This is a genomic window from Streptomyces sp. TOM-9 (assembly GCF_056858595.1).
On sequence record NZ_JBXEQB010000001.1, the window covers coordinates 4,437,910 to 4,464,439 of the forward strand.

Below are 26,530 nucleotides of genomic sequence, written 5' to 3' on the forward strand. Positions count from 1 at the left end.
GGGGTCAGACGTCCAACTGGTCGGCGACGACGCGCAGGACGGACGCGATCTTGTGGCCGTGGGCCTTGTCCGGGTAACGGCCGCGCTGCAGCGAGCGGGCGACGTCCTCCAGCAGCGTGGTGAGGTCCTGGACGATGGGCAGCAGTTCGTCGGGCTTGCGTCGCTGCGCGGCCGCCACGGACGGCGCCGGCTCCAACAGGGTCACCGACAGGGCCTGGTCACCGCGCTGTCCGGCGACCACGCCGAACTCGACTCGTTGCCCCGGCTTCAGCGTGGCCACGCCGTCCGGCAGGACGGAGGAGTGCACGAAGACGTCGCCGCCGTCGTCGCGGGAGAGGAAGCCGAAGCCCTTCTCGCTGTTGAACCACTTGACCTTGCCGGTAGGCACGTCCGACCTCGTCCTCGCTGTAGACAGAAAAAAGCTCTTGGATAGCAAGACAGCGGGCCCCTTGGCAGACCCGCTGCCCATAAGGCTAATGGCCCAGGGGCGTGTGACAAGACTCCGTGGTCTTCCTGCCCCGGCCACCGTCCGGCCGGTGCGCTGCGACTTCCCCGGGCGATCTACCCTGGTCCGGTGACCACCGAAACCCGGAAACCCGGCGATCTCCTCGTGCGCGTCGGCGCCGCCGTCTTCGTCGTCGGCGCGCTCGGCACTCTGGCCACCGTGGCCCCGCTCTTCCTGGGATCCGACCCGCTGCCGACCGCCGCCTACCTGGTGTCGATGCTCATGGGCGTCGGCTTCGCGCTGGCCCTGGCCGGGCTGCTGCGCTCCGCGCGGGCGCAGAGCCGTCAGGCGACGGCGTCGGGGTCCGGGGCGTAGGAGGCGAACCAGGCGGGGAACTCCGTCAGGTCGGCCAGCACGACGTCCGCCCCGGCGGCGCGCAGTTCGTCCGCCGTGACCGGGCCCGTCGCCACCGCCACGGACAGCGCGCCGGCCGTGCGGGCCCCGACGACGTCCCCCACGTGGTCCCCGACGTAGACCGCCGCCCCGTACTCGGTCAGCGCCTCGGCCTTCGCCTCGGCCCACAGCCAGCCGCGCACCTCGTCGACCTCCAGACCCAGGTGCGTGAGGTGCAGCTTGGCGTTCGGCTCGTGCTTCGCGGTGACCACGACGGCCCGCCCGCCCGCCGCGTGCACGGCGGCGACGGCCTCGCGCGCCCCGGGCATGGCCGGGGTCGGAGCGATGGCGAACCCGGGGTACAGCGCCCGGTAGCGGTCGGCGACCGCGGGGATGTCCTCCGCGGGGAACCAGTGCGCCAGCTCCCAGTCGAGCGGCGGCCCGAGGCGGGTGACGGCGAGCGCGGCGTCGACGAAGACGCCGGTCTCCTCGGCGAGGCGCTCGTACGTGGCCTTGATGCCGGGCCGTGAGTCGATCAGGGTCATGTCGAGGTCGAACCCGACCGTTATCGGGGACGTCGGCTGGGAAGCGGGCATGGCAGCCACTCTAACGAGGCCGCCGGCCGGCCCTGCTCCCCCGCCAGAGCAGGAAGGCGGCGGAGGCGACGGCCGCGATCCGCACGACCGTGGGCAGCGCGTCGGCGATCGCGGAGTCCAGGCCGCCCTCGGGGATCGGCTCGCCCCACCGTCCGGCGAAGCGGCCCCAGATCCAGATCAGCGCGGCCGCGGCGGTCAGGCCCGGCAGGCCCAGCGCCGCGAACCGGGACGCGCGGCGGGACAGGCGGCGCGAGCCGTACGCCACGGCCCACCCGGCGAGGAGGGCGATCCAGGAGCCGAGGACGGCGCCGGTCAGCAGCAGGAGCGCGGCGACGGACTCCAGGAGACCGGCCCGCCACCGCCGCGGCCCGCGGCGCGTTGCCGGGGCGGCGTCCGGCTCCGCCTCGGGCTGGGCCTCGGCCTTGGCGGCCGGGGCGGCCTCCGGGTCCTCCTCGGGGGTCAGCGGGATGATCAGGCCGCCGGTCATGCCGGGCAGCCCGGCGAGTTCGTCACCGGGCAGGAACGTCCGCGAGGTCGAAGGCGATGGCGACGGCGATTGGGTGCGCTGGTCGGGCAGCCGCCACCACTGCGGTTCCGCCGGTGCGGGGTCCGCCGGGGTGCGGGGCGCGGGCACCGCGGCGGCCTCCCCCTGCACCACCGCGTCCGGGGCGCCCAGCCGTCCCAGGATCCGCCGCACCACGGCGGGGTTGTCGCTGCCGTGCCGCTCCCGGTCGATGTCCTTGCGCAGGCGTGCCACGAGGTCCCGCCGCCGGTCCGCCGGGAGGGCGGTCTGTGCCAGGTCCCCCACCTTGCTGAGGTAGTCCAGTACCAGCCGGTCGCTCTCCTCCGCACCCATGCCCCGACGCTACCGCCCCCGGGCATGGTTGCGGGTCGGCCGCTCGCCGGAGGCGAAGCGGGCTGGCGCAACCCCACGACGGCGCCGCGCCTGTGCGGTACTGCGGGTTGCTCCGGCGTCTGCACCCCGGTGGGTGGGGTGCGCCCACCCACCCCCAGCCTTCGGCCGGGGGGACCCCCATGCCCAGGGACGACTGCCCGCAACCCCACACACCCGGGCACCGGGCACGCTTGGGGAAAAGCGGGGGCGACGCCCAGCATGGGTTGGGGACGGGCAGGGCTAATGTGGGGGAGATGAGCACTGACGGCCCCGCGGCGGCGCCGCGCACGCTCGCGGAGGATCTGCGCGCCCGCGGCGACGACGCGCTGTCCGCACTGCTCCGGGCGCGCCCGGACCTGCTGAACCCGGTCCCGAACGACCTCTCGCAGCTGGCGACCCGCGCCGGCACCCGCGCCTCCGTCGTCCGCGCCCTCGAACGCCTGGACCGGTTCACGCTGCAGACCGCCGAGGCCCTGGCCGTCGCGCCGGACGGCGCCGGACACGACGCGCTCGCCGCGCTGATGGGCCCGGAGTCGGCGCAGGCGCTGCCCGGCGCGGTGGCGACGCTGCGGGCGCAGGCACTGCTGTGGGGCGGGGACGACCGGCTGCGCCTGGTGCGCACGGCGCGCGACATCCTGGCCCCGGCCGCGGGGACCCCGTCCCCGACCGGCCTCGGGCCGACCGTGGCCGAGGCGACCTCCGGTATGTCGCCGACGCGGTTGCAGCAGATCCTCACGGTGGCCGGGCTGCCGCCCACGCACGACCCGGTGAGCGCGGTGGGGGCGTTGAGCTCGCTGTTCGCCGACCCCGCGCGGATGGCGGCGCTGCTCGACGCCGCGCCCCCGGAGGCCGGGGCGGTGCTGCGCAGGCTGGCGTGGGGCCCACCGTACGGGGAGGTGGCGGACGTGTCGGTGCCGCCGCCCCCGGTGGCCTGGCTGCTGGAGCGCGGGCTGCTGCTGCCGGCCGGGGCGCGCAACGTCGTGCTCCCCCGCGAGGTGGCCCTGCATCTGCGCGACGGCAGGGCGCACCGCGCCCCCGAGCCGGTCGCGCCGGCCGTGGAGCCGAAGCAGCACGATCCACAGGCTGTGGACAGGAACGCCGCGGGCCAGGCCTTCACGGCGGTCCGTACGGTCGAGGAGCTGCTCAAGCAGTGGGAGACCGGCGGCCCTTCGGTGCTGCGCGCGGGCGGGCTGAGCGTGCGGGACCTCAAGCGGGTGGCCACGGCACTGGACGTGCCGGATCCGCTGGCCGCGTTCTGGGTGGAGGTGGCGTACGCCGCGGGCCTGGTCGCCGCGGACGGGGAACTGGACGAGGCGTACGCGCCGACCCCCGCGGCCGACGGGTGGCTGACGCTGCCCGCCGAGTACCGCTGGGCGGCCCTGGTCACGGCGTGGCTGGCCGCCACCCGCGTACCGGGGGTCGTCGGCACACGGGACGTGAAGGGCCGCGCGCTGGCGGCGCTCGGCCCCGACCTGGACCGTTCGCTCGCCCCGGAGGTGCGCCGCCGGACGCTGGAGCTGCTGGCCGCGCTCCCCGAGGGCGCCTCGGCGGACCAGGACGCGCTGCTGGCCCGGCTGCGCTGGGAGCGCCCGCTGCGGGGCGGCGCCTCGATGGACCCGCTCCGCGCCGACCTGGTGCGCTGGACGGTGACGGAGGCGGAGATGCTGGGGGTCACCGGCCGTGGCGCGCTGGCGGCGCACGGCCGCGCGCTGCTGCGGCGTTCCGGGGACGCGGCGGCCGTGCTGCTCGGGCCGCTGCTGCCGGAGCCGCTGGACCACGTGCTGCTCCAGGCCGATCTGACGGCGGTCGCGCCGGGCCCTCTGCAGCCGCACCTCGCCGAGACCCTGCACGTCCTGGCGGACGTGGAGTCCAAGGGCGGCGCGACCGTCTTCCGCTTCACCCAGGAGTCGGTGCGCCGGGCGCTGGACGCCGGCCGCACCGCGGCCGACCTGCACGCCTTCCTCTCCGCGCACTCGCGCACGCCCGTGCCGCAGCCGCTGAGCTACCTCGTGGACGACGTCGCCCGCCGGCACGGACGCCTGCGCGTGGGCGCGGCTTCGGCGTACGTGCGCTGCGACGACGACGCGCTGCTCAGCGAGCTGCTGGCCGACCGCCGGGCGGCCGGCCTCGGGCTGCGCCGCCTCGCGCCGACGGTGCTGGCGGCGCAGAGCGATCCGGCAACGCTGCTGGAGCGGCTGCGCGCGCTGGGCCACGCGCCGGCGGCCGAGTCCGCCGAGGGCGATGTGCTGATCACCCGCGCGGACGCCCGGCGCACCCCGCCGCGCAGCGCGCCGGTACCCGTGGTGGACGGGCCGCCGACCCCGGACGGGACACTGCTCGGGGCGGCCGTCAAGGCGATCCGGGCCGGTGACCGGGCCTCGACCGCGGTCCGCAGGGAGTCCGCGGCGCGCCCGGGCGGCCAGGGCGACGGCCGGCTGCCGCGCACGGCGGCGGCCGAGACGCTGGCGACGATGCAGGCGGCGGTGCTGACCGGCGAGTCGGTGTGGATCGGCTACGTCAACGCGGAGGGCGCGGCGAGCCAGCGCGTGATCGGCCCGATCCGGGTGGAGGGCGGGTTCGTCACCGCGTACGACCACACCGCCGACGAGGTCCGCACCTTCGCGCTGCACCGGATAACGGGTGTCGCCGAGCTCGCCGACGACCTGGCGTGACCCTGCCGCGGGGCGGGGAAGGGGCGCCGCCCGGGGGCGGGGCGCGGTATCGATCCGGAGGACCGGGACGTTTCCCCTCGGGGATGGGGGACCATGGATAGTTCAGCCCGGCCCCCTTCCCGGTCCCGGCCCGCCCATTCGCGGAGGTTTGCGTGTCCTGCCTGATCGTCCAGAGCGACAAGACCCTGCTGCTGGAGGTCGACCACGAGCTCGCCGACGAGTGCCGGCGTGCCATCGCCCCCTTCGCCGAACTGGAACGGGCGCCCGAGCACATCCACACCTACCGGATCACCCCGCTGGGGCTGTGGAACGCCCGCGCCGCCGGGCACGACGCCGAGCAGGTCGTGGACGCGCTGGTGCAGTACTCCCGCTACCCGGTGCCGCACGCGCTGCTGGTGGACGTCGCCGAGACGATGGCCCGCTACGGCCGGCTGACGCTGAGCAAGCACCCGGCGCACGGCCTGGTGCTGACCTCCACGGATCGTCCGGTGCTGGAGGAGATCCTCCGCTCGAAGAAGATCACGCCGCTGGTGGGCGCCCGGCTCGACCCGGACACGGTGGTCGTCCACCCCTCCGAGCGCGGCCAGATCAAGCAGGTGCTGCTCAAGCTGGGCTGGCCGGCGGAGGACCTGGCCGGTTACGTGGACGGCGAGGCGCACCCGATCGAGCTGGACCAGGACGGCTGGAAGCTCCGCCCCTACCAGGAGCAGGCGGTGGAGGGCTTCTGGCACGGCGGCTCGGGCGTGGTCGTGCTGCCCTGCGGCGCCGGCAAGACGCTGGTGGGCGCGGGCGCGATGGCGCAGGCGAAGGCGACGACGCTGATCCTGGTGACGAACACGGTCTCCGCCCGGCAGTGGAAGCACGAGCTGGTGAAGCGGACCTCGCTGACCGAGGACGAGATCGGCGAGTACAGCGGCACCCGCAAGGAGATCCGTCCGGTCACCATCGCCACGTACCAGGTGCTGACGACCAAGCGGAAGGGCGTCTACGCGCACCTGGAGCTCTTCGACTCCCGCGACTGGGGCCTGATCGTCTACGACGAGGTGCACCTGCTCCCGGCGCCGGTCTTCAAGTTCACCGCGGACCTCCAGGCCCGCCGCCGGCTCGGCCTGACGGCGACGCTGGTGCGCGAGGACGGCCGTGAGTCGGACGTCTTCTCGCTGATCGGTCCCAAGCGCTTCGACGCGCCGTGGAAGGAGATCGAGGCGCAGGGCTACATCGCGCCCGCCGACTGCGTGGAGGTGCGGGTCAACCTGACCGACTCCGAGCGGCTGGCGTACGCGACCGCCGAGCCGGAGGAGAAGTACCGCTACTGCGCGACGACCGCGACCAAGCGCAAGGTCGCCGAGGCGCTGGTCGCCAAGCACCGCGGGCAGCAGACGCTGGTGATCGGCCAGTACATCGACCAGCTCGACGAGCTGGGCGAGCACCTCGGGGCGCCGGTGATCAAGGGCGAGACGACCAACGCGCAGCGCGAGAAGCTCTTCGACGCCTTCCGGCAGGGCGAGATCTCGGTGCTCGTGGTCTCCAAGGTGGCCAACTTCTCGATCGACCTGCCGGAGGCGACGGTCGCCATCCAGGTCTCGGGCACCTTCGGTTCCCGTCAGGAGGAGGCGCAGCGCCTCGGCCGGGTGCTGCGGCCGAAGGCGGACGGTCACGAGGCCCGCTTCTACTCCGTGGTCGCCCGCGACACCATCGACCAGGACTTCGCCGCGCACCGCCAGCGGTTCCTGGCCGAGCAGGGGTACGCGTACCGCATCGTCGACGCGGACGAGCTGCTCTGACCCGTCCGCGGGGCCGCGCCGGGAGGCCCGCCGCGTCAGTCGCGCGCGGCGGCGCCGTCCTGGCCCAGCACCACGACGCGGACGGCCGTGGCGACGTAGACCCGGACCGCGCGCAGGGCGTCCCCGACGGGGTGGACCGGATGCCGGTGCCCGGGGGCCTCGGCGATGGCGGTGCTGCCGTGGACGCGGGAGACCACTGGTCGTGCCATGCCCCCAATGTACGCATACGTGACGCTTTGGGCAGAGGTTCCGGCTACGGGCGGGTGGAAAACCGGTTAGCACCTGCCGTCGCCGAGGCGTAAGATCCTGCGTCTTGCCGCCCGCCCCCTTGAGGGACGGCGCCACCGGCCGGACGGAAACCGGTCGGCCCGAGTCGTGATCCGTATCAGGACAGCGCCCCGCCCCGCGCCCCCGTGCGCGCAGGTCAGGGGCCGGCTGAGCCATGCCCTACGTGCCGCCGGAGGCAACCCGTGCCAGGGGAACAGTCCCTCACCACCGACAATCCGCTCGACCGCGAACGCTCCCACCTCTCCTCGTCCCGTTCCGCCCTGCGCGCGATGCGCGCCGACGTCGAGGCCCTCGACATCCGGGACGTCACCGCCAACTGGGTGAACGCGGAAGTGCTGCAGTCGGAGATCACCGCCCGCATCAAGGCGCTCGCGGACCTCGCCCACACCCCGCTGTTCTTCGGCCGTCTCGACTACGCGGACGGCGCCGAAGCCGGTCACCGCTTCTACATCGGCCGCCGCCACGTGCACGACGCGGACGGCGACCCCATGGTCGTCGACTGGCGCGCGCCGGTCTCCCAGCCCTTCTACCGGGCCTCCCGCACCGACCCGCAGGACGTCGCGCTGCGTCGCCGCTTCGGCTACACCGGCGGGGAGCTGACCGCCTACGAGGACGAGCACCTCACCGACCCGGACGAGGCGCAGACCTCCAGCAAGCTGCTCCAGCAGGAGATCGAGCGGCCGCGCGTCGGCCCGATGCGCGACATCGTCGCCACCATCCAGCCCGAGCAGGACGAGATCGTCCGCGCCGGGGTCGGCGGCACGGTCTGCGTGCAGGGGGCGCCCGGCACCGGGAAGACCGCCGTCGGCCTGCACCGGGTGGCGTACCTGCTCTACGCGCACCGCGAACGGCTGGCCCGCACCGGCACCCTCGTCATCGGCCCCAACGCGTCCTTCCTGCACTACATCGAGCAGGTGCTGCCCGCCCTGGGCGAGCTGAGCGTCAAGCAGGCCACCGTCGACGACCTGGTCGCCCACGTCCCGGTCAAGGGCACCGACTCGGCGGCCGCCGCCGGCGTCAAGGGCGACGCGCGCATGGCCGAGGTGCTGCGGCGCGCGGTCCGCTCCGGCATCCGGATGCCCACCGAGCCGGTGGTCGTGGTGCGCGGCTCGCGCCGCTGGCGCGTCCCGGCGTACGAACTGGAGGAACTGGTCCGCGAGCTGATGGAGCGTGACATCCGCTACGGCGCCGCCCGCGAGGCGCTGCCGCAGCGGATCGCGCACGCCGTGCTGGTCCGGATGGAGGCGGCCGGGGAGGCCCCCGACGACCGGGTGCAGGACGCGGTCGCGCGCAACACGGCGGTCAAGGCGGCCGTGAAGGAGGCCTGGCCGCCGGTGGACCCGGCGAAGACGGTGCTGCGGCTGCTGTCCGATCCGCAGTTCCTGGCCGAGTGCGCGCAGGGCGTGCTGACCGAGGAGGAGCAGAAGGAGATCCTCTGGGAGAAGCCCGCCCGCTCGGCCGCCTCCGCCAAGTGGTCGGCCGCCGACGCCGTGCTGGTCGACGAGGCCCACGACCTGGTGCACCGCACGGCCTCGCTCGGCCACGTCGTGCTGGACGAGGCCCAGGACCTCTCCCCCATGCAGTACCGGGCGGTGGGCCGCCGCTGCTCCACCGGCTCCGCGACCGTGCTGGGCGACCTCGCCCAGGGCACCACCCCGTGGGCGACGGGGACCTGGGAGGAGGCGCTGGAGCACCTCGGCAAGCCGGGTTCGCGGGTCGAGGAGCTGACCCAGGGCTTCCGCGTCCCGCTGGAGGTCATCGCCTACGCGTCCCGGCTGCTGCCCGAGATCGCACCCGGCCTGAAGGAGGCGACCTCCGTCCGGGAGAACCCGGGCGCCTTCTCGGTGACCGAGGTCCCTGCGGGCGGGCTGACCCCGGCCGTGCTCGACGCCTGCCGGCAGGCCCTGGACCGCGAGGGGTCCATCGGCCTGATCGCCGCCGACGCGCGCGTGCCCGCACTGGCCGAGGCCTTGGCGGCGGCCGGCCTGCCGTACCTGTCACCCGGTGAGGAGACCACGCCCGAGGTCCGCCTCACGCTCGTCCCGGCCTCCCTGGCCAAGGGCCTGGAGTACGACTACGTCGTGCTGGACGAGCCCGCCGCGGTCGTCGACGGCGAGCCCGACGAGCGCACCGGCCTGCGCCGCCTGTACGTCTCGCTGACCCGCGCGGTCTCGGGCCTGGCGGTCCTCCACGCGGCGCCCCTCCCGCAGGCGCTCCGCGCGGCGTGACCCCGCGCCCGCGCGCGCATGCTCATCCGCGGTCGCCGGCGACGGCCGCGAGCAGTGCCGCGCGCAGATGGCCGTCCGCCTCCGCCAGGAGCCGGGCGGCCGTCGGGGCGTCCACGCCGCCGAGGACGACGAGGACGGCGTTCTTGACCTCGCCGCCGGCGGCGGTGAGCGCGGCCTCGATCTCGTCGTCGGGCGCGCCGGTGGCCAGGGCCACGATCCGCCGGGACCGGGCGCGCAGCTTGTCGTTGGAGGCGCGCACGTCGACCATCAGGTTCCCGTAGGTCTTGCCCAGCCTGATCATCGTGATCGTCGACAGCATGTTGAGGACGAGTTTCTGCGCCGTGCCCGCCTTCAGCCGGGTCGAGCCGGTGAGGAACTCCGGGCCGGTGAGGACCTCGATGCCGTGGTGGGCCGCGGCGGCCAGCGCGGAGCCCGGGTTGCAGGACAGTCCGACGGTCAGCGCCCCCAGGGCGCGGGCGTGCTCCACGGCGCCGACGGCGTACGGGGTGCGGCCGGAGGCGGAGACGCCGACCACGGTGTCGTCCGGGCCGATCCCGAGGGCGTCCAGGTCGGCGGCGGCCAGTTCCCCGCTGTCCTCGGCGCCCTCGACGGCGTCCACGATCGCCGTGGGCCCGCCCGCGATGAGCCCGCTGACCTGGCCCGGCGCGGTGTTGAAGGTAGGCGGGCACTCGCTGGCGTCGAGCACGCCGAGCCGTCCCGCGGTGCCCGCGCCCGCGTAGACCAGGCGGCCCCCGCGGGCCATGCGCGCGGCGATGCCGTCGACGGCGGCGGCGATGACGGGCAGTTGCCCGGCGACGGCGGCCGGCACGGTGCCGTCCTCGGCGTTCATCAGCCGGGCGATGTCGAGCGTCGGGAGCCGGTCGACCTCGGCGAGCTCGGCACGGAAGGCCTCGGTTCCGAGGTGGTCCAGCTCGCGACGGAGCTCGGCGTGCGTCATTGCGGGTGGTTCCTTCGCGGGCTGTGGCGGTGGGCGAGGGCTTCGTACGAGGCGGACAGGGCCGGGGCCGCGGTGTCGTACGTGCGCTGGGCGACCCCGACGAACAGGCAGTCCACCACCAGCAGCTGGCTGGTGCGGCTGGCCATGGCGGCCGGGCGCAGTTCGCTCTCCCGGCCGCTGGAGGTGAGCAGCACGTGGTCGGCGTACTGGGTGACGGTGCCGTCCACCCGGCCGGTCACGGCGATGGTGGTGGCGCCCCGGTCGAAGGCGGCGCGCAGCGGCTCGACCACGTCGTGGGTGTGGCCGGAGTGCGTGACGGCCACGGCGACGTCGCCCTGGCGCAGCTGGACCGCGTTGGTGAGGGTGAGGTGCGGGTCCGCCAGGGCGTGCGCGACCAGGCCTATCCGCAGCAGCTTCTGCACCAGGTCCTGGGCGACCAGGCTGGACGCCCCGATCCCGTACACGTCGATGCGGCGGGCGGCGGCCAGCGCCGCCACGGCCGCCTCCAGCTGGGCCACGTCCAGCTGGGCGGCGGTGTCGGCCAGGCACCGCTGCTCGTCCAGCGCGAGTTTGGTGACCACGTCGGCCAGCGGGTCGTCCACCGCGATGTTCGGGGTGACGGCGGGCGGTGCCCCCGCCTCCACGCGGGCGGCCAGCGCGGCCAACGCGAGCCGCAGGTCCCGGTAGCCGGGGTAGCCCAGCACGCGCGCGGTGCGCACCACGGTGGCCTCGCTCGTCCCCGTACGGGCCGCGAGCGCCGTGACGGTCAGCCGGGAGCAGCCCGCCGGATCCGCGGCCACGGCCTCCGCGACCCGCTGCATCGACCGGGTCATGGACGGGGCCATGGTCCTGACCTTGGCGGCCAGCCCACCGGTGTTGAAGGTTTCCTTCATCTTCTCGGCCACGGACGAAAGCTATTTTCACCTCCTGACGACGTCAAGGACGCCTGCGCGGCGGTTGGTCCACAATGGGGGCCATGGATCCTGACGCACCCGGTTCCTCCGCCGGCCTGGAGGCGGCCCTGCACAGCGCCCGCGCGCTCGTCCTCGCCGACCTGACCGCGACCGGCGTCGCCGACGCGCACATCGTCTCGCTCGTCGAGGACGCCGTCTCCCAGCGCCGCTGGTGGGTGGAGCAGTGGCCCGACGGCGCCGCGTTCGTCGCGGGGCTGGTCGCCCAGGACGTCAAGGACGCCCTGCTCGAACGCATGGGCCGCTGGCCGCTCTGCCCTCGCTGCGCCGACCCGCACGCCCTCGACGTGGAGCCCGAACTCGGCCCCGACCCGCACTGGGTGTGCGAGTCGCTCGGCGAGGCCGTCGCCCCCGTGGGCGGCCTGTCCGCGGCCCTCGGCGGGCCCCGCTGACGTGACCGTCTACATCGACCCGCCGACCTGGCCGGGCCACGGCCGCATGTGGTCCCACATGGTGAGCGACACCTCGTACGAGGAGCTCCACGCCTTCGCCGCCGCCATCGGCGCCCCCCGCCGCGCCTTCGACGCCGACCACTACGACGTCCCCAGCGAGCGCTACGCCTCGGCCGTCGCCGCGGGCGCCGTCGAGGTCGGCAGCAAGGAACTGCTGCGCCACCTCACCGAGGCCGGCCTGCGCCGCCCCAAGCGCAGGTCCCCCCAGGGTGGGGCCGGCAGGGCTTAGACCGGCCCCGCTCACAGCGGCTCGCCCTCCAGCCGGCCGGCGGGGAGCCGGCGCCCGCACATCGCCAGGGCCAGGTCCTCGCCGGTGCCCCGCAGTTCCGGGCCGGAACCGTACGACCAGTCCCGGTCGGTGGCCCGCAGCAGCCGGCCCTCGACGGCGACGCCGAAGTGCGCGTGCCCTCCGCCCGCGGTGAGGTCGTCGAGGAGGATGCCGAGGGTCTCCGCCGGGACCCGGCGTCCCGTGCCGAGCGGCACGGTGATGTCCAGCCCGTGGATCACCACGTGGTTGAGCGCGCCGTGGGCACCGCCGCCCGGGGGCTGCCACCGCCCCATCACCTCGGAGCGCAGACAGCCGACCAGTTCCCCGGTGGGCAGTGCGCCGTCCCGCTCGGCGACGGCGTCGGACAGCCGGGTGAAGTCGAAGCCGTGCTCGGCGAGGAGGGCCATGAAGGCCTCCTGCGAGTAGCGCGCCGCCATCGTCATGTGCGCCACGACCTCACGCACCCGCCAGCCCTCGCAGAGCGAGGGGGTGTCCCACCACGCGGCGGGGGCCCCGTCGAGCAGGTCGGCCAGGTCCCTGAACTCGGCCGCGACGGCGGCCTGCACCTGCGTGTCGTCGGTCATCGCTGTCGTACCCCTTCGTCGCGTGTCGCGGGCGGCTCCCCGCCACGGACAAGGACCGCCCGCGCGCACCGGAGTCATCGGTTCGCGCCGCGGTCATCGACGGGCGTCGTCCACGTCGCCGGGGGCGAGCAGTTCCAGCTCGGTGGTGAGGTTGCGCCGGGCGGTGGCCTCCCAGCGCCCGTACGCCTCCGGGGTGCGGAACAGCCGGGGCAGCCGCAGGAGCTGGCGCAGGACGTCGGCGCGGCCGGCGCGGAAGGCGTCGTCGGGGACGAAGCCGTACTCCTCGCGGACGGCGGCCGCGTACTCGGCGTAGGCGGTGGGGTCGCCGGCGAGGACGGCCAGGTCGGCGTCGCTGAGGACCTCGCCGTCCCGGTCGCCCTCGGCGGGGTGGTGGGTGACGGTGAGCCGGACCAGGCGGGCGACCTCGGCGGTGATCGCGTCCGGGACCCCGGCCTCGGGGAGCGCGCGTTCGGCGAGCCGGGCGCTGCGCTCCTCGTTCTCCGAGCGGTCGGGCCGGTAGACGGCGTCGTGGAACCAGGCGGCGAGCAGCACGGCGTCCGGGTCCTCGGCGTGCCCGGCGAGGGCCTCGACGTGGTCGAGGACGGCGGTGAGGTGGGTGGTGGTGTGGTAGCGGCGGTGCGGCTCGGCCCAGCGGGCGATCAGGTCCTTGCCGTACGGCACCGGGTCGACGGACTCCGTCTGGCAGCGGCGCAGCAGGTCGCACCAGCGGGCGAGGAGGGCGGAGCCGGTTTCGGGTGCGGTGTCAGCCATGAAGGTCATTGTGCGGTACGGGGGGTCGCGGGCACCTGTGGGCATGTGACACCCTAGAGATATGTCTAGACCAATTTTCGAAGTGATCGCGCTCGACGCCGACGACGCCCTCGCGGCCCGGACGGGCGGCGCGGACCGCCTCGAACTGGTCACGGACATGGCCGCGGACGGTCTGACGCCGTCCCGGGAGACCTTCGCCGCCGTCCGGGCCGCGGTGGACATCCCGGTCCGGGTGATGCTGCGGGCCCGCGCCGACTTCGCCGTGGGCGGCACCCGCGGGACGGACGCGCTCTGCGCCGCCGCTGCGGCGCTGCGCGGCGAGGGCGCCGACGAGTTCGTGCTCGGGTTCCTCGACGCGTCGGGCGCGCCGGACCTGGCCGCCGTGCGCCTGCTGGTCGACGCGATCGGTTCCGGTGCCCGCTGGACCTTCCACCGTGCCATCGACCACTCCGCCGACCGGGAAGCCGTGCGCTCGGCGGTGCGCGGGCTGCCCGGACTGGACACCTTCCTCACGGCGGGCTCCGCGCGCGGGGTGGACGCCGGGCTCGCCCATCTGCTGGCGGAGGCGGGCCGTCCCGGCGAGCCCCAGCTCATGGTGGGCGGCGGGCTCCGCGCGGAGCACCTGCCGCGGCTCCTCGCGGGCGGCATCGACGCCTTCCACGTCGGGGGCGCGGTCCGCCCCGGCGGCTGGACCGGCCCGGTCGACAGGGAGGCGGTGCGCACCTGGCGCGATCTGCTCGACGCACCGGTCGCCGTCCCGTGACCGGGCGGCAGCCGGAAACGCCCGAGGGCGGTACCCCGCGTGGGGTACCGCCCTCGGTCTTCTGCCGTGGTGCGGAGTCCTGATCCCGGAGGATCAGAAGTCCATGTCACCGCCGGGCATGCCGCCGCCGGCCGGCGCAGCGGCCTTCTCCGGCTTGTCGGCGATGACGGCCTCGGTGGTGAGGAAGAGCGCGGCGATGGAGGCCGCGTTCTGCAGCGCGGAGCGCGTGACCTTGGCGGGGTCGATGATGCCCTCGCCGATCAGGTCGACGTACTCGCCCGTGGCGGCGTTGAGGCCGTGGCCCGGGGTCAGGTTGCGCACCTTCTCCACCACGACGCCACCCTCGAGGCCGGCGTTGACGGCGATCTGCTTCAGCGGGGCCTCCAGGGCCAGCTTCACGATCGCGGCACCGGTGGCCTCGTCGCCGTCGAGCTCGAGCTTCTCGAAGACGTTGGACGCCTGGAGCAGGGCCACGCCACCACCGGCGACGATGCCCTCCTCGACGGCGGCCTTGGCGTTGCGCACCGCGTCCTCGATGCGGTGCTTGCGCTCCTTGAGCTCGACCTCGGTGGCGGCACCGGCCTTGATGACGGCCACGCCGCCGGCCAGCTTCGCCAGACGCTCCTGGAGCTTCTCGCGGTCGTAGTCCGAGTCGCTGTTCTCGATCTCGGCACGGATCTGGTTGACGCGGCCCTGGATCTGGTCCTGGTCGCCGGCGCCGTCCACGATCGTGGTCTCGTCCTTGGTGACGACGACCTTGCGGGCGCGGCCGAGCAGGTCGAGACCGGCGTTCTCCAGCTTGAGGCCGACCTCCTCGGAGATGACGGTGCCACCGGTGAGGATGGCGATGTCACCGAGCATGGCCTTGCGACGGTCGCCGAAGCCCGGGGCCTTGACCGCGACGGACTTGAAGGTGCCGCGGATCTTGTTGACGACCAGGGTCGACAGCGCCTCGCCGTCGACGTCCTCGGCGATGATCAGCAGCGGCTTGCCGGACTGCATGACCTTCTCCAGCAGCGGGAGCAGGTCCTTGACCGAGGAGATCTTGGAGTTGACGATCAGGATGTACGGGTCGTCGAAGGACGTCTCCATACGCTCCAGGTCGGTGGCGAAGTACGCCGAGATGTAGCCCTTGTCGAAGCGCATGCCCTCGGTGAGCTCCAGCTCCAGACCGAAGGTCTGGGACTCCTCGACGGTGATGACGCCTTCCTTGCCGACCTTGTCCATCGCCTCGGCGATGAGCTCGCCGATCTGCGGGTCGGCGGCGGAGATGGAGGCGGTGGAGGCGATCTGCTCCTTGGTCTCCACGTCCTTCGCCTGCTCCAGCAGGGCGGCGGAGACGGCCTCGACGGCCTTCTCGATGCCGCGCTTGAGCGCCATCGGGTTGGCGCCGGCGGCGACGTTGCGCAGGCCCTCGCGGACCAGCGCCTGGGCGAGGACGGTCGCGGTCGTCGTGCCGTCACCGGCGACGTCGTCCGTCTTCTTCGCGACCTCCTTGACCAGCTCGGCGCCGATCTTCTCGTACGGGTCCTCGAGCTCGATCTCCTTGGCGATGGACACACCATCGTTGGTGATCGTGGGGGCGCCCCACTTCTTCTCGAGGACGACGTTGCGGCCCTTGGGGCCAAGGGTGACCTTGACGGCGTCGGCGAGCTGGTTCATCCCGCGCTCGAGACCGCGCCGTGCCTCCTCGTCGAACGCGATGATCTTGGCCATGTGAAGTGGTCCTCCCGGACTTGGGGTCCCCCCGCGGCACAGGGCTGCGGGGAAGGATTACTCCAGGACCGTGCCGGCGCCCGCGACGGACGGCCTGCCCTCCCACCGGTTCCTTTACGGCGGTGGAGCGGGCCTCACCCACTCGGTCCTTTGTCACTCTCAACGTCAGAGTGCTAACGCCAATGATTAGCACTCGCCCCAGGAGAGTGCAAGCCGCTTGGCCGGGACCGTGGACAACCCGCAGGTCGGGTCCGCGGCCGCCCCGGACAGCACGAAGGCCCGCCCCCGTGTGGGGGGCGGGCCTCGACGCGTACGTTTGAGCGGCCGTACGCGAAAGTGCTCCGTGGCCGATGCGCGGCGCGTCAGCCGGCTGCGAGACGGACCATGTCCGCCTGCGGCCCCTTCTGGCCCTGCGAGATCTCGAACTCGACCCGCTGACCTTCCTCGAGGGTGCGGTAGCCGTCCATCTGGATCGCGCTGTAGTGCACGAAGACGTCCGCACCACCGTCGACCGCGATGAAGCCGTAGCCCTTCTCCGCGTTGAACCACTTGACGGTGCCCTGAGCCATTCCTAACTCCCCTATTGCTGGCCCTTCGCAGACCCGCACCTCGCGGACCCGGGTCAGACCTCACCCCCTACAGCCAAGGGGGCGTGCGCCGGAACGCGTCGACCGCGGCTGAATGTATCTGCCCGGACGCTGTCTGCAACAGGTCAATCGGACGAGAATTCCGGGCACAGAGAATCGGAAGAAGAGCCTGATCGGCGAATAATCCGGGGCAACTCGGACCGGACATAAGCGGCCAACGCGACAAACGCGACGTGAATTTGGCGATAAATCGTCGACAAGGCCACCCCGGGGAAGAGGGGTTGCGCAGAGCGTTGCAGGGAGTTGCGAGCCGTCGAAGGCAACTGTACAGGCCTTCAACTACCGCTCAAGCACACAGGGGTGCCGGGTGGTCCCCGGCACCCCTGTCGCCCGCGGGCCGTGCGGTTCAGCAGCCTCCGGCGACCGCCGGGATGATCGAGACGGACGCGCCCTCGCCCACCGTGGTCTGCAGACCCTCGGAGAAGCGGACGTCGTCGTCGTTGACGTAGACGTTCACGAAACGGCGCAGCTTGCCCGTGTCGTCCAGGACCCGCGCGGAGATGCCGGGGTGGCTCTGCTCCAGCGAGTGAATGACCTCGGCCAGGGTGCCGCCCTCGGCGGGGACCTCGGCACGGCCGCCGGTGTAGGTGCGGAGGATGGTCGGGATGCGGACGGTAGCGCTCATGATGCTGGGTTCACCTTCAGTCTGGGTCGGCCGGTGCGGTCGGGGTCAGCCGGCCAGGCCGGCGGCGCGGAACGCGTCGAGGCTCGGGCGGATGGTGGCCGTGGGGCGGGAGGTCGGGGCGACGGCGTCCAGCGTCTTGAGGCCGTCACCGGTGTTGAGGACGACGGTCTCACCGGCCGGGTCGAGCTGCCCGTTCTCGATGAGCTTGCGCAGCACGCCGACCGTCACGCCGCCGGCCGTCTCGGCGAAGATCCCCTCGGTCCGGGCGAGCAGCTTGATGGCGTCCACCACCTGCTCGTCGGTGACGTCCTCGACGGCGCCGCCCGTGCGACGGGCGATGTCCAGCACGTACGGGCCGTCGGCCGGGTTGCCGATGGCCAGCGACTTGGCGATCGTGTTCGGCTTCTGCGGGCGCACCACGTCGTGGCCGGCCTTGAAGGCGGTCGAGACCGGGGAGCAGCCCTCGGCCTGCGCGCCGTAGATGCGGTAGGGCTTCTCCTCCACCAGGCCGAGCTTGATCAGCTCGCGCAGCCCCTTGTCGATCTTCGTCAGCTGCGAGCCCGAGGCGATCGGGATGACGATGTTGTCCGGCAGGCGCCAGCCCAGCTGCTCGCAGATCTCGTACGCCAGCGTCTTGGAGCCCTCGCCGTAGTAGGGGCGCAGGTTGACGTTGACGAAGCCCCAGCCCTCGCCGATCGGGTCGCCGATCAGCTCGCTGCAGAAGCGGTTGACGTCGTCGTAGGTACCCTCGATGCCGACCAGCTCGCCACCGTAGACCGCGGCCATGACGACCTTGCCCTCCTCCAGGTCGTGCGGGATGAACACGCACGAGCGGAAGCCGGCCCGGGCGGCCGCGGCGCCCACGGCGCCGGCCAGGTTGCCGGTGGAGGAGCAGGACAGGGTGGTGAGGCCGAAGGTGCGGGCGGCCTCCAGGGCGATGGCGACGACCCGGTCCTTGAAGGAGTGGGTCGGGTTGCCGGAGTCGTCCTTGATGTGCAGGCCGCCGGTGACGCCCAGTTCGCGGGCGAGGTTGTCGGCCTTGACCAGCTTGGTGAAGCCCGGGTTGAGGTTGGGCTTGGAGGCCACGTCCGCGGGGACGGGCAGCAGCGGCGCGTACCGCCAGATGTTGTCCGGCCCGGACTCGATCCGCTTGCGGAGGGTCTCGGGGTCGCCGCCCGGGAGGTCGTACGCCACTTCGAGCGGCCCGAAACAGACCTCGCAGGCGAAGATGGGTTCCAGCGGGAAGCGCTCACCGCACTCGCGGCAGGAGAGCGCGGACGCGGGGCCGAAGGCGGAATCGGTGGACGCGGGTGCAACGGTCTGCGCAGCCATGTCAGGCGAGGCCCTTTCTCCTCATCTTCCTCACGGCGCATTTCGCCGCGAGACGGAATTGGCACCTTCCCCACCTGGACCTCGCGGTCGGCGGGAGGGTTGCCGGGGCTTCAACGGGCCGTTCCCTCTGCCCCTCTGGATGAGCGGTATGGCACCGGGCGCAGGGCCCGGGCATTTGTCGGACGGGGCGCGATCACCGCGGACATACGATGGTCATGCCTCGTGTTCAAGACTGTAACCGACGACCTCGAACCTGGTCATGGGCCGTCCGTCCTGCGAGACGGGCAGAAACGGAGCAACCCGGTGCTCGACGAGGTGGCCGGCTGGCTGCAGCGGCGGTCCTGGACCGCCGACCACAGGCCGCTGCCGCAACTGCTCGCCGCCAAGCGCGCCGCGGGCGCGCGCGGCACGGTCAGCGTCGTGCTGCCCGCCCTCGACGAGGAGGCCACGGTCGGGGCGATCGTCGGGACGATCCGCCGCGAGCTGATGAGCGAGGCCGTGCCGCTGGTCGACGAACTCGTCGTGCTGGACTCCGGGTCGACCGACCGCACGGCGGAGGTCGCCGCGGCCGCGGGTGCGGTCGTCGTCCACCGGGACGAGGTGCTCCCGCGGCTGCCCGCGCTGCCCGGCAAGGGCGAGGTCCTGTGGCGCTCGCTGCTCGTGACGCGCGGGGAGATCGTCTGCTTCGTCGACTCCGACCTGCGCGAGTTCGACGCGCGGTTCGTGTCGGGGATCGTCGGGCCGCTGCTCACGGACCCGGACGTGCAGCTGGTCAAGGCGATGTACGACCGGCCCCTGGAGACCGGCGGCACGGTGGTCCCGGCCGGCGGGGGCCGGGTGACGGAGCTGGTCGCGCGGCCGCTGCTCAACCTGCACTGGCCGCAGCTGGCGGGGTTCGTCCAGCCGCTGGGCGGCGAGTACGCGGCGCGCCGCTCGCTGCTGGAGCGGCTGCCGTTCCCCGTCGGGTACGGGGTCGAGCTCGGGCTGCTGGTGGACGCGCTCAACACGGTCGGGCTCGACGCGCTGGCCCAGGTCGACGTGGGGGTCCGGCACCACCGGCACCAGGACGGCCAGGCACTGGGCCGCATGGCCGCGGCGATCTACCGGACGGCGCAGATCCGCCTGGCCCGGGGCCATCTCGTGCGGCCCGTCCTCACGCAGTTCGACCGCTCCCCGGACGGCGGTTTCGAGCCCCGCGTCCACGAGGTCGCGACGGATGAGCGCCCCCCGATGCGGACGGTCCCCGAATACGCCCACCGCGCGGTGGCGTAGGCCTCCGGCCCGGTAGCGGGCAGTCGTCCCGCGGGGCATGGGGGTCCCCCCGGCCGAAGGCTGGGGGAGGGTGGGCGCACCCCACCCACCGGGGTGCACACGCCGACGCAACCCGCGGTACCGCACAGGTGCGGCGCCGTGGCCAGGTTGTGCCCACCCTCCCCCAGCTCCGCTGGGGGTGCCCCCACGCCTGGCGGCGGACCGCCTGCCCACAACCTGGCTGGAACCCCCGGCTGGGCTAGCTCGTACGTTTGCGGTCGGGGATGCGTGGCTAGGCTGGCCGCATGGTCGCATCGCATGCCGCGCGCGTACTGGTCGCGTCCAACCGCGGCCCCGTGTCGTACAGCCTCCGCGAGGACGGCACGCTCACCGCCCGCCGCGGCGGCGGCGGACTCGTGTCGGGCCTGAGCGCGATCGGGCCGGACGCGGACGCCGTCTGGGTCTGCGCGGCGCTCGGCGAGGGGGACCGGGCCGCCGTCCTGCGCAGTTCCGGGGGCACGGGCCGGCTGTCCACCGCCGACACCGGCGGCCAGCACGTACGGATGCTGGACATCCCGGCGGACACCTTCGCGTCGGCCTACAACGGCATCGCGAACTCGGTGCTGTGGTTCGTCCACCACATGCTGTTCCAGACCCCGCTGGAGCCCGTCTTCGACGAGGACTTCCGCGAGCAGTGGGCGGCGTACGTGGCGTACAACGCCGCCTTCGCCGACGCGCTCGCCGACGAGGCGGGCCAGGGCGCGGCCGTCCTGGTGCAGGACTACCACCTCGCGCTGGTGCCGCAGCTGCTCCGCTCGCGCCGCCCCGACCTGCGCATCGGCCACTTCTCGCACACCCCGTGGGCCCCGCCGGACTACTTCCGCCTGCTGCCCGACGACGTCGCCGCGGAGGTGCTGAGCGGCATCCTCGGCGCCGACCGGGCCGGCTTCCTGACCCGCCGCTGGGCGGACGCCTTCGCCGCGTGCTGCGCCGACGTGCTGGGCGCCTCCGTCATCCGTGACGAGGGCAGCCTCACGATCACGTACAAGGGCCGCACCACGCGGATCGGGGTGCACGGCCTCGGCGCGGACGCCGACTTCCTGCGGGAGCGGGCGCACCAGCCGGACGTGGACGAGCGCCTGGCGTCGCTGCAGGAGGCCGTGGGCGGCCCGGACCGCAAGGTCATCGTGCGCGTGGACCGCACCGAGCTGTCGAAGAACATCATCCGCGGCCTGCTCGCGTACGCGCAGCTGCTGCGCGACCACCCCGAATGGCAGGGGCGCGTGGTGCACATCGCCTTCGCCTACCCCTCCCGTCACGACCTGGCCGTCTACCGGGAGTACACGGACGAGGTCTCCGACCTGGCCGAGGAGATCAACGAGGAGTTCGCCACGCCGGGCTGGCAGCCGGTGGTCCTGCACGTCAAGGACGACTTCGCGCGCTCCCTGGCCGCCTACCGCCTGGCGGACGTCGCGCTGGTCAACCCGATCCGCGACGGCATGAACCTGGTGGCCAAGGAGATCCCGGTCGTCTCGGACGACGGCGTGGCGCTGGTCCTCTCCCGCGAGGCGGGGGCGTACGAGGAGCTGGCCGACGACGCGTTCGTGGTCAATCCGTACGACATCCGGGCCACGGCCAACGCCCTCCACCAGGCGCTGTCCGTGTCGCACGGCGAGCGGGCCGAGGCCACCAAGCGACTCGCGGCGGCCTCGACGGCGCTCCCCCCGCAGCAGTGGTTCCTGGACCAGCTGCGGGCGCTGGGCTAGGCCTTGTCGGGGGCCCGCCGGCTGATCCCCAGCCGGATGCGTCCGGCGGTCGTGCCCAGGGCGAGGTAGGTCTCCACCTCCGGCAGCGGCGCGCGGCGGGCGAGCGGGTCCAGCCCCACGACGAGCGCGACCGGTCCCCCGCCCGCGACGAAGGCGGACCACCGCTCCCCGGCCGCGACCTCCAGCAGCGGGCCGCCGTCCGGGCCGCGCACCGTGGCCCGCCCGGGACGCGGGACGGCGATCCGCTCGCCGAGCTCCGGCAGCCGCCGCCCGGGCTCGGCGAGCCCGAGGAGCGCGGCGAGTTCCTCCGTCCCGCTCCCGTGCGGATGGGCCAGCAGCAGGAACGCCACCGGCCCGAACGCCGTGTCGTCCAGCCAGGTCCACGAGCCGGGCCTCACCGCAGCACCACCCAAACCTGCTTGCCGTCGGGAGTCGGCCGTACGCCCCACCGGTGCGCCGCCGCCGCGATCAGGTGCAGGCCGCGCCCGCGTTCGGCCGCCCAGTCCGGCGGCCCGGGGGCCGGGACCGGCAGGACGGGGGAGCGGTCGCTGACCGTGGCCCGCACGCCCTCCGCGGCCAGGTCGTCCAGGGTCAGCTCGCACTCCGGGGAGCCCGCGTGCCGGTGCACGTTGGCGAGTATCTCCGTGACGCACAGCGCGGCGGCGGGCGCCAGGTCCTCGCGCCCCCAGGCGCGGAGCTGTTCGCGTACGGCCCGGCGGACCTCGGCGATGCGGGCGGGCTCGGCGACGACGCGCATCGCCGCCGCGGGTGGAGATTCCTGCGTCATGGGTCCAACGGTTCCGTGCCGTGGCTAGCCTGACCAGGGCGGACCTGACCCCGGATCAGTTGTGTCGGGACCGGTCCGCGGCTGTGTACGGCGTGTGTACCGGGGAGGTGGTGCCGTGTCCGCGAAGGGCGAGGGCTCGGCCAGCATGCGGATGTTCGGTTCAGTGGCACGGTCCCTGCGGGAGGCCCGCGGGATGTCGACCGACGAACTGGCCGCGCACGTCGGCTATTCGAAGTCGCTGGTGGTCAAGATCGAGCGCGGCGAGCGGATGCCGCCGCCGGCGTTCGTGGAGAGGGCGGGAACCCTGCTGGGCGACGGCGGCGGGGTGCTGCGGTCCGCGGCGCGTCATCTCGAACGGGCCGAGTTCCCCTCCTGGTTCGAGGAGTACGCGGAGCTGGAGCGCGCGGTGGTGAGCCTCTACACCTACGACACGCAGGTCATCAACGGCCTGCTGCAGACCGAGGAGTACGCCCGCGTCGTGCTCGGCGCCTACTGCCCGACCCTGGAGACGGAGGAGGTCGAACGCCGCGTACGGGCCCGGCTGGCCCGGCAGGCGCTGCTGACCCGCGCCCCGGCGCCGCAGCTCGCCTTCGTCATCGAGGAGTGGGTGCTGCGCCGTCCGGTCGGCGGACGGGCGGTGCACCGGCGCCAGTTGGAGCGGCTGGTGGAGACCGCGGCGCTGCGTCATGTGACGGTCCAGGTGATGCCGCTCTCCCACGAGGCTCACGCGGGCTTCGACGGACCGATGCACCTGCTGGAGACCCACGATCTGCGGCTGCTCGCCTATCTCGAAGTCCAGGGCCGCAGCGTGCTGGTGGACGGCCGGGACGAGGTCAGCAAACTCCACCAGCGCTATGCGATGATCCGCTCACAGGCCCTCAGCGTGGGGGACTCCGCCAGAGTGATCGAGCAGATTGCGGGGGAGCTATGACGTCCCAACTCGCCTGGTTCACGAGCAGTTACAGCGGCAGCGAGGGCGGTGCCTGCGTCGAGGTGGCCCATGCCCCGGGCGCCGTGCACGTACGGGACTCCAAGGACCCCGCCGGACCCGCGCTCGCCTTCACCGGCGAGGCGTGGACGGCGTTCGTCTCCTTCGTCGCCGACAACACCGGGACACCGGTAGAGTAATCGGCCGATCACCCTTCGTGCCCAGCGCATGAAGCGGCCCCCAGTGGTGCGCCAACACCGGCCGGGGGCCTACACGTACGAGGCTTTATCCGAAGGAGCCCCGCAAATGATCCGCCATGCTATCCCGCCGACCCGTTTCTTCTCCCAGACGCCGAACGACCTCATCCGCCATCCACGCCTGAACGGCACCGCCGTACGGCTGTTGCAGTGGGCGCTCTCCCTGCCGGAGGGGTCCCGGGAGACCCTGCAGTCCATCGGCGAGAAGATGCCCGAGGGGCGCATCGCCCTGCGCCGGGCCCGGCAGCAGCTGGAGGCGGAGGGCTATGTGCACACCCGCCGCGCGCAGAGCCGCGAGACCGGCCGCTGGACCACCCAGGTGCTCGTCTCCAACGTGCCCTTGCGCGACCCCGCCGAGATCGAGGCCGCCTTCGCCGCACCGGGTGGCAGCCTCCCGACCGCCGGTGCGCCGTCCGTACGGGCCGTCGGCGCATCCCCCAAGGGGGAGAACAGGGAGAAGGAGAACACCTCCCACCCCGGGACCCCCGCCGACGAGCCGCTGGTCGCCCGCGCGGCGGCCGCGCTGCACCGCCTCGGGCGGTGGGAGGGCAGGCTCGCCCTGGGCGTCGCCGAGGCGGCCCGGCTGGCCCCGCTCGCCGCCCGCTGGCTGGCACACGGCGCGAGCGAGCTGGAACTGGGCACGGCCCTGTCCTGCGGACTGCCGCCCGCCGTGCACTCCCCCGCCGGCTTCATCGCCCGTCGCCTGCGCGACAAGCTCCCCGCACCGCGCCCCGCCCGCGACCCCGCCGCCCCTGCGGCCCCGCTCCCCGAATGCCCCGGCTGCGGCGACCCGCTACCCCCCGGCCGGACCGGCCCCTGCCCGCCCTGCTCCACCGCCGCCCCCGCATCCGACGCCCCGTCGGGCGCTCCGCGCGGCGCCTCGTTGGTCCGCGCGGGCATCGTGCGGCAGCGGCCACGCGTGGAACCGTGCGCGGTCGCCGGCCCCATCTGAGGCCCGTTCCGGCGTGCTGACCGAGCGTCGTACCGCCGCTCCGTCAGATCGCGCCCCGGGCCCCGTTCATCCTCTTTGGTCACCCAAAGTGCGGAACACCTCGCACAAGGTGACGATGAGCGCAATCGCTTCGACCCGGAGCGAGCTCCTTCCGTCATCTTCGAAGGCAGAGAGATGAACATACGAGCGAAGAAGACCATGTCCGGTCGACCCCGCCATAAGGTGCTTTGGGGTGTCGCCGGAGCCATGACGGTCGCCGCAGCGGTCGTCACGACCACCGCATTCGCCGGTCCCACCCACGCCTCCGCCACCGCGCGCACCGCCGCGGTCGCCGACGACGCCGCCTCGAACCCCGTCCAGGGCGGCGGCAACCGGGACAACTTCGGGCGGCTGAGGACCGCCGAGTTCCTGGGTGTCTCCGCCGTCGTGGCCGACATGTCCACCGTTACGGTCTCGGCACGCTGCCCCTCGCGCACCGAGGTCACCGGCGGCGGATTCGTCCTCAGCAGCAGCGACCTGCACGTACTGACGAGCCAGCGGTCCGGCAATGGGTGGTCCGTGACCGTCCGAAAGGTCAACGGAACCCCGTCGACCAACTTCAGCCCCACCGCCCGCGCCGTCGTGGAGTGCGCGGCGATCGTCCGCGACAACAACAACTGGTGACCCGACCCCCTACATGTGCCACCGCCCCGGCCCCCGTCGCACAGGAACGGGGGACCGGGGCGGGCCGTGCGCGACCGGGCGCAACCGGGCGTCAGGAGCGCTTGCCCACCGACTCCGCCGCGGAGAGGACCGCGACGCCGAGGACGAGCAGGAGGACGCACACGTAGATCTCGTAACCGTCCAGGAAGCCGATCCGGTGGGTCAGCGCCCACAGACGGAACCAGCCGCCGGTGAGCTCGTAGGCGATGCCGCCGATGCCCTGGGAGAGCAGCACGAAGCTGAGGAAACCGAGGAAACCCTTCATGCCACGAGGCTAGGGAGCACGCGCCCGCGCGGGCTGTCGGCGAAAGTCGCCGATCGCGCACGGGCTGTCGTCCGAAAGTCTCGACTTGGGGCGCGGGGGTGGTGCCGGCGCCCCGGGACCGTACATTCGGGGGAATGCGACGCGTACGGAAGGACATCGTCGCCGACATCGCGGTCTTCCTCGGTGCGGCGGCCTTCTCCGTGCTGTCCGTGGACGGGGTGGGTGCCCAGGTCGGGCCCGTCGAGCAGGCGGTCAGCGCGGCCGCGTGCGCGGCGCTGTTCCTGCGGCGGCGGTGGCCGGTGCAGCTGGCGGTGGTGCTGCTGGTGACCGGGTGGTTCGCGCACCTGGTCGGCGGCCCGACCGCGGTGGCGGTCTTCACCGTGGCCGCGCACCGGCCGCTGCGCACGACGGCCTGGGTGGCGGCCCTGGCGTTCGCTCCGCTGCCGCTGTTCATGGCGCGGGGGCCCGACCCGGACCTGCCGGAGACCGGCTCGGCGATGACCTTCTTCGTGATCATGGCGGGTTCGATCGGCTGGGGGCTCTACGTACGCTCCCGGCGCCAGTTGCTGGCCTCGTACGCCGAGCGCGGACGGCGGCAGGCGCGCGAGGAGATCGCCCGGGAGATGCACGACGTGCTGGCGCACCGGCTGTCGCTGCTGAGCGTCCACGCGGGAGCACTGGAGTTCCACCCGGGGGCGTCCCCCGCGGAGATCGAGCGCGCCGCCGGGGTGATCCGGGAGAGCGCGCACCAGGCGCTGGACGACCTGCGCGGCATCATCGGCGTCCTGCGCGAGCCGGACGGTTCCGGTGCGGCGGACGGCGCGGGCGGACGGCCGCAGCCGACGCTGGCGGACCTGCCGCGGCTGGTCGAGGAGTCCCGGGACGCCGGGATGCGGATCGTGCTGGAGGCGGACGACGACGCGGTGGCGGCGGCGCCCGCCGCCTCGGGGCGCACGGCGTACCGGATCGTGCAGGAGGGGCTGACCAACGCACGCAAGCACGCCCCCGGCACGGAGGTGACCGTGCGGCTCGCCGGCGGTCCCGCGCGGGGGCTGACCGTCGAGGTCAGCAACCCGGTGCCGGCCGCGGCGGCCGTGGTGCCGGCCATCCCCGGCGCCGGGCAGGGGCTGATCGGGCTGACGGAGCGGGCCTCGCTCGCCGGGGGCGACCTGGAGCACGGCCGGGCCGGCGGGGACTTCCGGCTGCGCGCCTGGCTACCGTGGGCGGCGTGACG

29 protein-coding genes and 1 riboswitch are annotated in these 26,530 nt (G+C 73.7%); of the genes, 14 read left to right on the forward strand and 15 right to left on the reverse strand.

Features of this window, described 5'->3' with window-relative positions:
- Nucleotides 1-4: 4 nt before the first annotated feature.
- On the reverse strand, nucleotides 5-388 hold the full coding sequence (locus tag AC1VWI_RS20545) for a cold-shock protein (protein WP_319161765.1): 384 nt from the start codon (nucleotides 386-388) through the stop codon (nucleotides 5-7).
- 186 nt (nucleotides 389-574) lie between these two features.
- Here AC1VWI_RS20545 and AC1VWI_RS20550 point away from each other — a divergent pair, with 186 nt between their 5' ends.
- The gene (locus tag AC1VWI_RS20550; RefSeq protein ID WP_499512478.1) at nucleotides 575-820 is read left to right on the forward strand and encodes a hypothetical protein; all 246 of its coding nucleotides are present in this window, start codon (nucleotides 575-577) and stop codon (nucleotides 818-820) included.
- Here the strand turns inward: AC1VWI_RS20550 and AC1VWI_RS20555 are convergent.
- Nucleotides 790-1,434, reverse strand: coding sequence for an HAD family hydrolase (locus tag AC1VWI_RS20555; RefSeq protein ID WP_499512479.1), 645 nt, complete (start codon nucleotides 1,432-1,434; stop codon nucleotides 790-792). The genes AC1VWI_RS20550 and AC1VWI_RS20555 overlap by 31 nt on opposite strands.
- Before the next feature lie 10 nt (nucleotides 1,435-1,444).
- Nucleotides 1,445-2,290 carry an HAAS signaling domain-containing protein gene (locus AC1VWI_RS20560; protein ID WP_499512480.1) on the reverse strand — a complete coding sequence of 282 codons (846 nt, stop codon included), beginning with the start codon at nucleotides 2,288-2,290 and terminating at the stop codon, nucleotides 1,445-1,447.
- 293 nt (nucleotides 2,291-2,583) lie between these two features.
- Here AC1VWI_RS20560 and AC1VWI_RS20565 point away from each other — a divergent pair, with 293 nt between their 5' ends.
- A complete protein-coding gene (locus AC1VWI_RS20565) occupies nucleotides 2,584-5,001 on the forward strand; it encodes a helicase-associated domain-containing protein (protein ID WP_499512481.1) in 2,418 nt (805 codons plus the stop codon).
- A gap of 152 nt (nucleotides 5,002-5,153) precedes the next feature.
- Nucleotides 5,154-6,785: a DNA repair helicase XPB gene (locus AC1VWI_RS20570; RefSeq protein ID WP_499512482.1), complete on the forward strand. Its 1,632-nt coding sequence runs from the start codon at nucleotides 5,154-5,156 to the stop codon at nucleotides 6,783-6,785.
- Nucleotides 6,786-6,820: 35 nt separating this feature from the next.
- Here the strand turns inward: AC1VWI_RS20570 and AC1VWI_RS20575 are convergent, their stop codons facing one another.
- Nucleotides 6,821-6,994, reverse strand: coding sequence for a hypothetical protein (locus AC1VWI_RS20575; protein WP_499512483.1), 174 nt, complete (start codon nucleotides 6,992-6,994; stop codon nucleotides 6,821-6,823).
- 261 nt (nucleotides 6,995-7,255) lie between these two features.
- On the opposite strand from AC1VWI_RS20575, the gene AC1VWI_RS20580 reads away from it, so the two are divergent.
- A complete protein-coding gene (locus AC1VWI_RS20580) occupies nucleotides 7,256-9,301 on the forward strand; it encodes a HelD family protein (protein WP_499512484.1) in 2,046 nt (681 codons plus the stop codon).
- 22 nt (nucleotides 9,302-9,323) lie between these two features.
- Here the strand turns inward: AC1VWI_RS20580 and murQ are convergent, their stop codons facing one another.
- Together murQ and AC1VWI_RS20590 are read right to left on the reverse strand one after the other, a co-directional pair.
- The gene (murQ, locus tag AC1VWI_RS20585; RefSeq protein WP_499512485.1) at nucleotides 9,324-10,259 is read right to left on the reverse strand and encodes an N-acetylmuramic acid 6-phosphate etherase; all 936 of its coding nucleotides are present in this window, start codon (nucleotides 10,257-10,259) and stop codon (nucleotides 9,324-9,326) included.
- Entirely contained in the window at nucleotides 10,256-11,152 is an 897-nt protein-coding gene (locus AC1VWI_RS20590) for a MurR/RpiR family transcriptional regulator (RefSeq protein ID WP_499516870.1), read from the reverse strand. Before AC1VWI_RS20590 ends, murQ begins: the two co-directional genes overlap by 4 nt.
- 83 nt (nucleotides 11,153-11,235) lie before the next feature.
- Here AC1VWI_RS20590 and AC1VWI_RS20595 point away from each other — a divergent pair, with 83 nt between their 5' ends.
- Both AC1VWI_RS20595 and AC1VWI_RS20600 read left to right on the forward strand, forming a co-directional pair.
- Nucleotides 11,236-11,622 carry a DUF8819 family protein gene (locus AC1VWI_RS20595; RefSeq protein ID WP_499512486.1) on the forward strand — a complete coding sequence of 129 codons (387 nt, stop codon included), beginning with the start codon at nucleotides 11,236-11,238 and terminating at the stop codon, nucleotides 11,620-11,622.
- Nucleotide 11,623: 1 nt separating this feature from the next.
- Nucleotides 11,624-11,911, forward strand: coding sequence for a DUF4031 domain-containing protein (locus AC1VWI_RS20600; RefSeq protein WP_499512487.1), 288 nt, complete (start codon nucleotides 11,624-11,626; stop codon nucleotides 11,909-11,911).
- An 11-nt stretch (nucleotides 11,912-11,922) separates the two neighbouring features.
- Here AC1VWI_RS20600 and AC1VWI_RS20605 read toward each other — a convergent pair whose 3' ends face one another.
- Together AC1VWI_RS20605 and AC1VWI_RS20610 are read right to left on the reverse strand one after the other, a co-directional pair.
- Nucleotides 11,923-12,534 carry a maleylpyruvate isomerase family mycothiol-dependent enzyme gene (locus AC1VWI_RS20605; protein WP_499512488.1) on the reverse strand — a complete coding sequence of 204 codons (612 nt, stop codon included), beginning with the start codon at nucleotides 12,532-12,534 and terminating at the stop codon, nucleotides 11,923-11,925.
- A 93-nt stretch (nucleotides 12,535-12,627) separates the two neighbouring features.
- Nucleotides 12,628-13,314: an HD domain-containing protein gene (locus tag AC1VWI_RS20610; protein ID WP_499512489.1), complete on the reverse strand. Its 687-nt coding sequence runs from the start codon at nucleotides 13,312-13,314 to the stop codon at nucleotides 12,628-12,630.
- Between the two features lie 52 nt (nucleotides 13,315-13,366).
- On the opposite strand from AC1VWI_RS20610, the gene AC1VWI_RS20615 reads away from it, so the two are divergent.
- Nucleotides 13,367-14,068: a copper homeostasis protein CutC gene (locus tag AC1VWI_RS20615; RefSeq protein WP_499512490.1), complete on the forward strand. Its 702-nt coding sequence runs from the start codon at nucleotides 13,367-13,369 to the stop codon at nucleotides 14,066-14,068.
- Between the two features lie 93 nt (nucleotides 14,069-14,161).
- On the opposite strand, the gene groL is transcribed toward AC1VWI_RS20615, so the two are convergent.
- The 4 genes from groL to thrC all read right to left on the reverse strand — a co-directional run bounded on the left by groL (nucleotide 14,162) and on the right by thrC (nucleotide 18,388).
- A complete protein-coding gene (gene groL, locus AC1VWI_RS20620) occupies nucleotides 14,162-15,784 on the reverse strand; it encodes a chaperonin GroEL (RefSeq protein WP_499512491.1) in 1,623 nt (540 codons plus the stop codon).
- Nucleotides 15,785-16,146: 362 nt separating this feature from the next.
- A complete protein-coding gene (locus AC1VWI_RS20625) occupies nucleotides 16,147-16,353 on the reverse strand; it encodes a cold-shock protein (RefSeq protein WP_005486335.1) in 207 nt (68 codons plus the stop codon).
- A 424-nt stretch (nucleotides 16,354-16,777) separates the two neighbouring features.
- Nucleotides 16,778-17,056, reverse strand: coding sequence for a ubiquitin-like small modifier protein 1 (locus AC1VWI_RS20630; protein ID WP_499512492.1), 279 nt, complete (start codon nucleotides 17,054-17,056; stop codon nucleotides 16,778-16,780).
- A 45-nt stretch (nucleotides 17,057-17,101) separates the two neighbouring features.
- Nucleotides 17,102-18,388: a threonine synthase gene (thrC, locus tag AC1VWI_RS20635; RefSeq protein WP_499512493.1), complete on the reverse strand. Its 1,287-nt coding sequence runs from the start codon at nucleotides 18,386-18,388 to the stop codon at nucleotides 17,102-17,104.
- An 18-nt stretch (nucleotides 18,389-18,406) separates the two neighbouring features.
- A riboswitch (SAM riboswitch) is annotated at nucleotides 18,407-18,534 on the reverse strand.
- Between the two features lie 157 nt (nucleotides 18,535-18,691).
- Between thrC and AC1VWI_RS20640 the strand changes: the two genes are divergently transcribed.
- The gene (locus AC1VWI_RS20640) at nucleotides 18,692-19,660 is read left to right on the forward strand and encodes a glucosyl-3-phosphoglycerate synthase (protein WP_499516871.1); all 969 of its coding nucleotides are present in this window, start codon (nucleotides 18,692-18,694) and stop codon (nucleotides 19,658-19,660) included.
- Between the two features lie 284 nt (nucleotides 19,661-19,944).
- Nucleotides 19,945-21,405 (forward strand): alpha,alpha-trehalose-phosphate synthase (UDP-forming), encoded by a 1,461-nt coding sequence (locus AC1VWI_RS20645; RefSeq protein WP_499512494.1) that lies wholly within the window; start codon nucleotides 19,945-19,947, stop codon nucleotides 21,403-21,405.
- Here the strand turns inward: AC1VWI_RS20645 and AC1VWI_RS20650 are convergent.
- Together AC1VWI_RS20650 and AC1VWI_RS20655 are read right to left on the reverse strand one after the other, a co-directional pair.
- Nucleotides 21,402-21,803 carry a hypothetical protein gene (locus tag AC1VWI_RS20650; protein WP_499512495.1) on the reverse strand — a complete coding sequence of 134 codons (402 nt, stop codon included), beginning with the start codon at nucleotides 21,801-21,803 and terminating at the stop codon, nucleotides 21,402-21,404. The two genes, AC1VWI_RS20645 and AC1VWI_RS20650, sit on opposite strands and share 4 nt — an antisense overlap.
- Nucleotides 21,800-22,192: an ATP-binding protein gene (locus AC1VWI_RS20655; RefSeq protein ID WP_026251177.1), complete on the reverse strand. Its 393-nt coding sequence runs from the start codon at nucleotides 22,190-22,192 to the stop codon at nucleotides 21,800-21,802. The genes AC1VWI_RS20650 and AC1VWI_RS20655 overlap by 4 nt, the downstream gene beginning before the upstream one ends.
- 115 nt (nucleotides 22,193-22,307) lie before the next feature.
- On the opposite strand from AC1VWI_RS20655, the gene AC1VWI_RS20660 reads away from it, so the two are divergent.
- The 4 genes from AC1VWI_RS20660 (at nucleotide 22,308) to AC1VWI_RS20675 (ending at nucleotide 24,992) form a co-directional block, all read left to right on the forward strand.
- The gene (locus AC1VWI_RS20660; protein WP_499512496.1) at nucleotides 22,308-23,123 is read left to right on the forward strand and encodes a helix-turn-helix domain-containing protein; all 816 of its coding nucleotides are present in this window, start codon (nucleotides 22,308-22,310) and stop codon (nucleotides 23,121-23,123) included.
- Nucleotides 23,120-23,320 carry a DUF397 domain-containing protein gene (locus AC1VWI_RS20665; protein ID WP_499512497.1) on the forward strand — a complete coding sequence of 67 codons (201 nt, stop codon included), beginning with the start codon at nucleotides 23,120-23,122 and terminating at the stop codon, nucleotides 23,318-23,320. The genes AC1VWI_RS20660 and AC1VWI_RS20665 overlap by 4 nt, the downstream gene beginning before the upstream one ends.
- Before the next feature lie 106 nt (nucleotides 23,321-23,426).
- Nucleotides 23,427-24,329 carry a hypothetical protein gene (locus AC1VWI_RS20670; protein ID WP_499512498.1) on the forward strand — a complete coding sequence of 301 codons (903 nt, stop codon included), beginning with the start codon at nucleotides 23,427-23,429 and terminating at the stop codon, nucleotides 24,327-24,329.
- A gap of 246 nt (nucleotides 24,330-24,575) precedes the next feature.
- Nucleotides 24,576-24,992 (forward strand): hypothetical protein, encoded by a 417-nt coding sequence (locus AC1VWI_RS20675; RefSeq protein ID WP_499512499.1) that lies wholly within the window; start codon nucleotides 24,576-24,578, stop codon nucleotides 24,990-24,992.
- A gap of 91 nt (nucleotides 24,993-25,083) precedes the next feature.
- Here the strand turns inward: AC1VWI_RS20675 and AC1VWI_RS20680 are convergent, their stop codons facing one another.
- Complete coding sequence (locus AC1VWI_RS20680; protein ID WP_499512500.1) at nucleotides 25,084-25,296, reverse strand: hypothetical protein; 213 nt, start codon at nucleotides 25,294-25,296, stop codon at nucleotides 25,084-25,086.
- Between the two features lie 134 nt (nucleotides 25,297-25,430).
- On the opposite strand from AC1VWI_RS20680, the gene AC1VWI_RS20685 reads away from it, so the two are divergent.
- Nucleotides 25,431-26,528: a sensor histidine kinase gene (locus AC1VWI_RS20685; RefSeq protein ID WP_499512501.1), complete on the forward strand. Its 1,098-nt coding sequence runs from the start codon at nucleotides 25,431-25,433 to the stop codon at nucleotides 26,526-26,528.
- Nucleotides 26,529-26,530 lie beyond the last annotated feature (2 nt).